The sequence below is a fragment of the Streptococcus sp. DD11 genome (assembly GCF_001578865.1).
Taxonomy (GTDB): domain Bacteria; phylum Bacillota; class Bacilli; order Lactobacillales; family Streptococcaceae; genus Streptococcus; species Streptococcus panodentis.
The window spans coordinates 125,963-134,300 of the sequence record NZ_KQ969395.1; the positions used below are offsets into that span (position 1 = coordinate 125,963).

Sequence of the window (8,338 nt, forward strand, 5' to 3'; positions counted from 1 at the left end):
TATCAGGCCCTAATTGAGAAAGATAAAGATTATGATGGCATTTTTTTCGCTGCTATTAAAACTACCGGTATCTTCTGCCACGCTTCCTGCCGGGCCAGAAAACCAAAGTATGAAAACTGCGACTTCTACGACCGGGCGGAGGATGCTCTCTTAGCAGGCTTTCGTCCCTGTAAAATCTGTCAGCCCCTGAGCTTTCCCCAGCAGATTCCTGAGGAAGTAGATCTTTTGGTCCAGGCTGTGGAAGACCAGCCAGCCAAGCGCTGGAAGGAAGCTGATTTCAGAGAGTTAGGGCTTAACTCAGCTGCTGCCCGCCGGAAATTCAAAGAAATATACGGTCTAACCTTTGTCCAGTACGCTCGGGCCCGCCGCATGGGCCTGGCTTTTCATGAAATCCAAAAAGGCAGCAAGGTCATCGACCAACAGCTGAATACCGGCTATCGTTCAGCCAGCGGCTTTCACGACGCCTTTAGTCAAATCATGGGAACTCCAAGCAAGAAAGAAAGCATCAAACTGCTAACCGCTCGATTTCTCTCGACTCCTCTGGGCCGCATGCTGGCCATTGCAGACCAGGACTGGCTCTATCTGCTGGAGTTTGACAACCGCAGAGGCCTGGAAAAAGAAATCGAACGCCTGCGCAATCGATTCAATGCCCGCATCATCCATGGAGACAATCCCCTGATCCAGCAGCTGGAAAGGGAGCTGACAGCCTATTTCGAGGGGAAGTCTGCTGACTTTAGCATTCCGCTCTATCTGGCAGGCTCTGATTTCCAGCGTTCCGTCTGGGACTTGTTGCAAACCATTCCGCTTGGACAAACGGCCAGCTACCAAGATTTGGCAATACTGCTGGGCGATAAAAAGAAGGTCCGAGCTGTCGGCAACGCCAACGGAGCCAATCAAATCGCCATCCTCATCCCCTGCCACCGGGTCATCCAGACCAATGGAGAGCTGGGCGGCTACGGCGGCGGGGCAGAGCGAAAGCAATACCTGCTGGAGCTGGAAAAGAAGATAGCCAGCAATTCCCAATCCAGCTGAAGCACCAGCTGCCGATACGAACCAAAAACACGCCCAGATTCTCATCTGCGGCGTATTCTAGTTAGTCGAATTTCTATTTGAATCAATTCATATTAACCCGATGCCATTCGTTGATGACATAGGCAATCTGTCCCACTTGGTCAATGCCGACACCGCTGATTTCGTCACTGGCTTCGGTGCTGCCGCCCAGATAGGCCGTATAGAGGGCTATAATATAGGGCTTCTCTTCCATAACTAATGCATCCACATTGAGCGCCTCACGAACATATCCAGGCTTTTGGTAGATGGCAATGTCGCGCAGGTAGCGTTTGTAGTATTCTCCGGGGAAAGATTCACCGATATAGTATAGGATATCCTTGTATTTCTCCTGATTTTTAGACAAATACTCCAGCACCTGGATGTAGTAATCCGTCGTCGTTTTATTATTTTCCCGGCTGATGGTCTTGACATCAGCCTTGGACTGGCCGTAGCGGCTGAACATCTCATAGGCCTTATCCATGCCTCCCAAGCGCTCAGCCAGAGCATAGGCCGGCGTGTTTTCCGAATAAACCAGTGAATATTCCTGCATATCAGAAATGCTCATAGCGCCATTAAAGGCTCCGACATAGTTATCATGCTCGCCCCGATACTCAAAGGTCGTATGGGTAATGTCGAAACGCTCATCCATGGATAACTTACCAGCAGCTACCTCGTCAACCACCAGCATATTAAGGGGCAGCTTGTAGGTAGAGCCCGCCGTCATGGGCTGGGTATCATTCATGGCAAAGGTCTGGCCGCTGGTTAAATCCTTATAAGAAAAAGCAATTTGCGATTGGTCAATGCCCATTTCAGCCAAATAAGTCTGAATCACCTGAGGCAGACTCTGATTGGCATAGTCATAGCGCAGCCCCAAAGCATCCATGGTCGGGCCATCTGCTTCCATGACCTTCTGCTTGTCCTCGGGACTTTTGGCAGCTGGTTTGGGCCTTTCTTCAGCCGGTTTGGCTGCATCCGTTTGCTCCTCTTTGGACTTAGGCTCGCTTTGCTTGACAATATCGATCTTTTTGACAGCTTCTTTTTCTCCGGCCTTGTTTTGCTCAGCCCAGAAAAGAAAGGCAAAGCCAAGCAGGCAGAGGGAAGCAAAGACAGCGACGGTAATCATGACAGTTTTTCTACTCAAAACATTTCTCCTAGCACTTATCATTATAAAAAATTATGAGGAAAATGACAAGTATAACTATAAATAAAGAGAATATTCAGAAGCAAAAAACGAACCCTTCTGCTCAAACGATGCAAAGCACTCCAAGCAGCAAGGAGGATACCTGCTCTTTGAAGTTCAACACCAACCTTTAGGAACTTCAACAGTCCGGGGAAGCGAAAGGTTCCCCAAGCCTTCCTTGCTTTTCAATTTCTGGGCAGGGGCTAGCTGCTCAAATAGTCCAGTGGACTATTGGGGCGGTGAATAAAACTTCCGACAGGAAGTGTCAAAAAATTCAAGCGGAGGTTTTGAGGTTGCAGATAAAAGGAACGATGTTCCCGTCAGCCGTGCAGCCTGAGAGACTGTTGGAGCAAGGCGACGCTGACGTGATTTGAAGAGATTTTCGAAGAGTATTAAAAAGCAAAGGAAGATGCCAATCAACCCCTGCGTCAATCTGTTTTTTTCTAACGTCAATTCAAAAGACTGGACTTTTTTGTCCAGCCTCTTCTTATCATTCAATTTATTTCGCTGCTGCGTAGAGCTCGTTGACCTTGTTCCAGTTGATGACGGAGAAAAAGGCTTTGATATAGTCTGGGCGGACATTGCGGTACTTGACATAGTAGGCGTGTTCCCAGACATCCAGTCCCAAGATTGGCGTTTTGCCGTCTGAGATTGGTGTGTCTTGATTAGCTGTTGAAACAACCTCCAGTTTGCCGTCTTGATTGACCACCAGCCAAGCCCAGCCTGAGCCAAAGCGAGTGGTTGCTGCTGCTGTGAAAGCTGCTTTGAAGTCATCAAATGATCCAAATGTTGCATCAAGTTCTGCTGCAAGCTCCGCAGAAGGTTCTGTCTTTTCTGGTGTCATCAATTCCCAGAAAAGAGCGTGATTGAGATGGCCGCCGCCGTTGTTAATCACAGCCTGACGGATGTCTGCCGGAATAGACTCCACATCAGCCAAGAGTTTTTCCAAGTCCTCGCCGATTTCAGGATGTTTTTCCAGAGCTGCGTTGACATTGGTTACATAGGTATTGTGGTGCTTGTCATGGTGCAGGTGCATGGTTTCTTCATCAATGTAAGGCTCCAGCGCATCATAAGCGTAAGGAAGGTCAGGTAAAATAATTGCCATTTGCGAGTCCTCGTTTTCTATAGTTTATATGAGCATGATAACGCAATCATGAGAATTTTTCAACTATTTTGCTTATACACGGCCTGTCGCGATTTTGAGCAGGGCCAGATCAAAAAGGTAATCCTTGTCATAGAGGCCGGACTTGATCTGATAGTCGGTCTCAATCAGGCAGGCCAGTGTTTTCTTGAGAAAGGTCAGACTGAGCTTTTGGGCATCCCTGAGAGCAAACTTGACCTGATAAGGATTGACCTTGCGCCCCAGATAGTCAGACAGATCTGTCACAATCTGACTCTCTGCTCTGCCATTTTCCCAGAGAATCTTGACCTGAGTAAAGATACGGAACTGCCCCAGCATAATGGCCATCAGCTTGATTTCATCCTCGCCTTGAAGCGTCAGATCCCGCACCAGACTGCGGGCCGCGTCAATCTTCTGCTGCAGAATCAGCTGAGTCAGGTCAAAAATATTGTCCTGCAGAGTCTTGGGAATCGCTTCTTCAATGTCTGCCGGTTCAATCTGGCCGGACTCCTTGTAGCCTTTCAGGAAGGCTAGATTCTTGCTGATGTCGCTGAAATGGAAGCCGGACTTTATCAGCAGCTGATCAAAGGCTGTCGGAGCAAAGTGCAGGCCCTGCTCCTGAGCCTGCTGGCTGAAATACCTGCGCAGCTCCTGCTCCTTGGGCTCACTGGCTTCAAAAATCTGACCGTCCCGTTTGAGCAGCTTGACCAGCCGGCGCTTGCTGTCCAGTTTTCCTGGGGCAAAAATAACCAACTTGGTCGTAGCCACCGGATTTTCCAAATAATCCTCAAAAGATTTGAGCTCCTCATCGGTCAGACAGCGTTTCTTGGCAGTCGTCAGGTCCGCAAAGCGGTCTAAGATGATGATTTTTTCATCCGCAAAAAAAGGCAGACTGACCAAATCCAGCTCCACAGCCTGATAATCCGCCTCTTTCATGTCAAAAACGGCGACATTCAAATCAGCCGGATCAAAATGAAGCTGCCGGAGAAACTGCTCCTTGAGCAGTTCAAACTGTCCTGCATCATCTCCTGTCAAAACCGTCAGAGCAGAAAGAGCTGCCGGATTGATGTTTTTAATTTCTTCAATGGCTAGCACAGCACATCTCCCTTCATTCTGTCTATTGCTTGATAACTCTCTGAAAATCTCTTCAAACCATGTCAGCCCCAACAATCTGAGGGAGTAAAAAGGTCCGGGGGACCTTTTTAGCCCGAGCCTGAAAACTGAAAAGCGAGGCAGGTCCGGGGGACCTTTTTAGCCCGAGCCTGAAAACTGAAAAGCGAGGCAGGTCCGGGGGACCTTTTTAGCCCGAGCTCAGAAACGAGCTGGTGAGGAAGGGAGACTGCAGATGAAGAAAGCGAAGCTTTCGTCAAACAGCCGTGCTTTTGACACTTCCTTGCGGTCCTTCATCTACAAGCTCAAAATCTCCGCCGAAGCTTTTGAGCAGAGCAGCTAGCTCCGACACTATTTAGATTGAAACGAACAGTTTTAATTCAAGCAGTTCCTGCAGAGTTCGAGAAAGCCCCTTGGGAATTTTCGTAACAGGATGAGCAGCCAGCTGTCCCTCTGTCTGCTTTTGCCTGATTTGCTGATGATTTTCATTGAGTATGAATTGTTTCCATGTATTGATTGTAACAAAAAACAGCAGGAAAGTCTGCTATTTTTCTTTTTATAGTCTTTTCCTTTGCTTTTAGCAGTCCTCACTATCTTGTTTCTAGGTTCGGGCTGTTAAAGCAAGGACCGGCTGCCCCAAGAGCCATAACACTGCGCGTTTTTACTCCTCTGGGTAGGTCAAACCCCAGTCCTTGCGGAGATCCGTCATGATTTTCATAACATCGCGGGTATAATCCAGGTGCATTTCATTGCCCTGACCGGCTACGGCCCTTTCCATGTCAGTAACTTCATAGACCAGGGCCTGACTGGTTTGTCCGGCTTCTACCACTTCCTGACGGCCGTCCTCAGTGTAGGTAATCACCGCCTTTTGTCCTCTGGGATAGTCGAAGAGCTCGATATAGGCTTTGTCGTAAGCTAGAGTGCCGCGCTTGGGCTGCTTGGCATGAAGCGTCAGGGCCAGAGTCGCCATTTGACCTTCTTCATTCATCAGGAGGATGCCGGCCTGCTCATCCACACCGGTCGGTGCCAGTCGGACCTGAGAGGCCACTTGATGAGGACTGGAAGACATAAACCAGCGGGCAAAGGAAAGAGCATAGACCCCGATATCCAGCAGAGCTCCGCCAGCCAGATTGCGGTTAAAGAAACGATTGTTCATATCGTATTCCTTGTAACTGCCGAAATTCAGCTGAACCATCTTCAGCTCTCCCAGCCTGCCGCTTGCTGCTATCTGACCCAGCTCCCGGTAAATCGGCATGTGATAAATGGTCATGGCCTCAGCCAAAATGACCCCCTGCTGTTCTGCCAGAGCAATGGCTTCCTCCAGCTCAGCCGAGTTCAGCGTGATGGATTTCTCACAGAGCACATGCTTGCCGCTGGCCAGAGCCTTGCGCAGGTAGGAAATATGCGTATTATGAGGCGTAGAGATATAGATAATATCCACCTGTTCATCCTCAAAGAGGTCATCAATCTGCTCATAGACCTTGCCAATGCCGTATTTCTCGGCAAATTCCAGTCCCTTAGCATAGGTCCGATTGGCAACCGAATAAAGCCTGCCTCCCAAGGCTTCCAAAGCCTGTGCCAATTCATTAGCAATGACGCCGGTTCCCAGCGTTGCCCAATTATACCGAAGCTGATTTCCCATCTGATTTCTCCAATCTCTTGTAAAAACTTATAATCTGTATTCAGGAAGGCGGCTTTGCCAGCTGAAGGACGATTGACCGCCAATCCTGGCAAAGCTTTGCAGAACTGCTGGGCCTGTGTGAAACAGCCTTAACGACGTATGGCAGGGAGCTGACGTCAGCTGCAAACACCGGCTTTTATATAGCCTGTTCGTCCTAGGCAGCGAGGTGCTCAAACTGCTGCCGTGGATTTGCCTCGTCAACAATAGAGTTTCTTTGGCACCATCAGCAAACACTGCTCCTGTCTGCTTATGATTATACCATATATGCCCCTCTTTCTGAAAAGGGAAAAAGCATCTCACAGGGAAATGCTTTTTGCTTATCATCATTCTTGTGTTTCAGTTGAATCATCCACCGCATTTTCAGCTGATAAAGGCGCATGTTCCTCTTGAATTGCTGAAACAAAAGGATTATTTTGAACAGTTTCCTCCTGAACGGCTGCAGATTCCGGCTGGCTTTCTGCTGATTCAGCGGCCGGCTCCTGCGTTTCAACTTGCTGCTCAAAAACAGAAGATTGGCTTTGATCCGGTGCCTGCGGTGCAGCTGCAAAAGGATTGGAGCCGTTAGGCTCTTGGCTTGGCTGCTGCTGAGCAGTAGTTGCCGGATTAAAGCCCTGAACCGGTGCCTGCGATTGAGCAAAAGACTGCTCCTGAGCGAATGACTGGTCTTGGAAATAATCGGGATTTGGCTGAGCCTGACCAGAAGATTGATTTTGGGCTGGCTGCTGACCGAACTGCTGGCCTTGGAAGTCTGATTGGCCAAACTGCTGGTTTTGAGCCGGCTGCTGGCCAAATTGCTGGCCTTGGAAACCTGGCTGACCAAACTGCTGGTTTTGAGCCGGCTGCTGGCCAAATTGCTGGCCTTGGAAGCCTGACTGACCAAACTGCTGGTTTTGAGCTGGCTGCTGGCCAAATTGCTGGCCTTGGAAGCCTGAGTGGCCAAACTGCTGGTTTTGAGCTGGCTGCTGGCCAAATTGCTGGCCTTGGAAGCCTGACTGACCAAACTGCTGGTTTTGAGCTGGCTGCTGGCCAAATTGCTGGCCTTGGAAGCCTGACTGACCAAACTGCTGGTTTTGAGCTGGCTGCTGACCAAACTGCTGGCCTTGGAAACCTGAGTGGCCAAATTGCTGACCATAGGCATTCCCAGCCTGCTCAGGTTTTGAAGCTTGACAAAGCAGGACAGTCAAAACAATCATACATGAAATGAACGCCAGAGATCCAATAAGGTTCAAAATAGGAATAAATAACAGCAGGAACGGACCGACATACAGGAAGAGAAAAGCCCAATGGTAGCCAGCATCGCGCAGGCGACGAGCAATGATAGCCAGATTAGGAACGAAGGTAGCCATAAAATAAATAATCATGATAAACCAGAAAATCACAGCAAAACCTGTCCCTGCCAGAACTGTCGCTGGATCTGCCTCTCCTCCATAAGCCATATCTTGGGCTGCAGAAAGCAAGCTTCCCAAAGCAGAGATCCAAATAATAATTAGCAGCGGTACATTAATGATTGTATGGCACAGCATGACCCACCAAAAATCAGACCGGCTTGAGCGGCCCGTAAAATCAACATACTGTGTCCAGAATTTTTTATAAGCAGCAAACATGAGCTTCTCCTCTACAATAATTTTTTTATAAGGACTATCTTATCACAAATACATAGATAAATCAATAAGCGTTTAGGAGCTGTCCTAGCAGCCTCATGGCGCTTCATCCTGATGAACCGTCTCAACCAGCCAGGAATCCCAGCCAGTAAACCGAATTGCTCCCTGCCGGTCTGTCCGATAAATCGAACTTTCAAGTGTCTTAAAACGCTCCAGAGTCTCCTGATGCGGATGCTGATAGCGGTTCTTTTGCCCGGCAGAAATAAGGACTGTCTTGGGCCGAATCTGCTCTAAAAATTCCGGACTGGAGGAGCCTTTGGAGCCATGATGTCCGGCCTTTAAGACATCCACCTGCAGCTGCGGAAACAGCTTTAACAGTTCAGACTCGCCATGAGCTTCTAAATCTCCAGTAAATAAAAACTTGGTCCGGAAAAATTCTCCATAGAGCACAAGGGAATCATCATTGCCGCCATCGCCTGTATCACTGGGATAGAGCACCTGCAGGGCTGAATCAAAAATGGGCAGCTGCTGTCCTAGCTCTGCTGCCTGTACCGGCCGCTGCATCTGTTCCAGCTTCTGGACAAAATCCGGCTGGG

6 protein-coding genes and 1 pseudogene are annotated in these 8,338 nt (G+C 48.9%); 1 reads left to right on the top strand and 6 read right to left on the bottom strand.

The features are described 5' to 3' along the window. Positions 1-1,032 (top strand): bifunctional transcriptional activator/DNA repair enzyme AdaA (locus tag STRDD11_RS08365; protein WP_128837106.1); only part of this gene is annotated, 1,032 nt, incomplete at its 5' end. Between the two features lie 82 nt (positions 1,033-1,114). On the opposite strand, the gene STRDD11_RS08370 is transcribed toward STRDD11_RS08365, so the two are convergent. The 6 genes and pseudogenes from STRDD11_RS08370 to STRDD11_RS14435 form a co-directional block, all read right to left on the bottom strand. Next, positions 1,115-2,191, bottom strand: coding sequence for a serine hydrolase (locus STRDD11_RS08370; RefSeq protein ID WP_128836944.1), 1,077 nt, complete (start codon positions 2,189-2,191; stop codon positions 1,115-1,117). 538 nt (positions 2,192-2,729) lie between these two features. Beyond that, a complete protein-coding gene (gene sodA / locus STRDD11_RS08375; RefSeq protein ID WP_128836945.1) occupies positions 2,730-3,335 on the bottom strand; it encodes a superoxide dismutase SodA in 606 nt (201 codons plus the stop codon). 72 nt (positions 3,336-3,407) lie between these two features. Further along, on the bottom strand, positions 3,408-4,445 hold the full coding sequence (gene holA / locus STRDD11_RS08380) for a DNA polymerase III subunit delta (protein WP_128836946.1): 1,038 nt from the start codon (positions 4,443-4,445) through the stop codon (positions 3,408-3,410). Between the two features lie 676 nt (positions 4,446-5,121). After that, positions 5,122-6,102: a Gfo/Idh/MocA family protein gene (locus tag STRDD11_RS08385; protein ID WP_128836947.1), complete on the bottom strand. Its 981-nt coding sequence runs from the start codon at positions 6,100-6,102 to the stop codon at positions 5,122-5,124. Positions 6,103-6,464: 362 nt separating this feature from the next. Continuing rightward, positions 6,465-7,745, bottom strand: coding sequence for a DUF805 domain-containing protein (locus STRDD11_RS08390; protein ID WP_128836948.1), 1,281 nt, complete (start codon positions 7,743-7,745; stop codon positions 6,465-6,467). Between the two features lie 93 nt (positions 7,746-7,838). Next, positions 7,839-8,338, bottom strand: a pseudogene (locus STRDD11_RS14435) (competence protein ComEC); the annotation flags it as partial.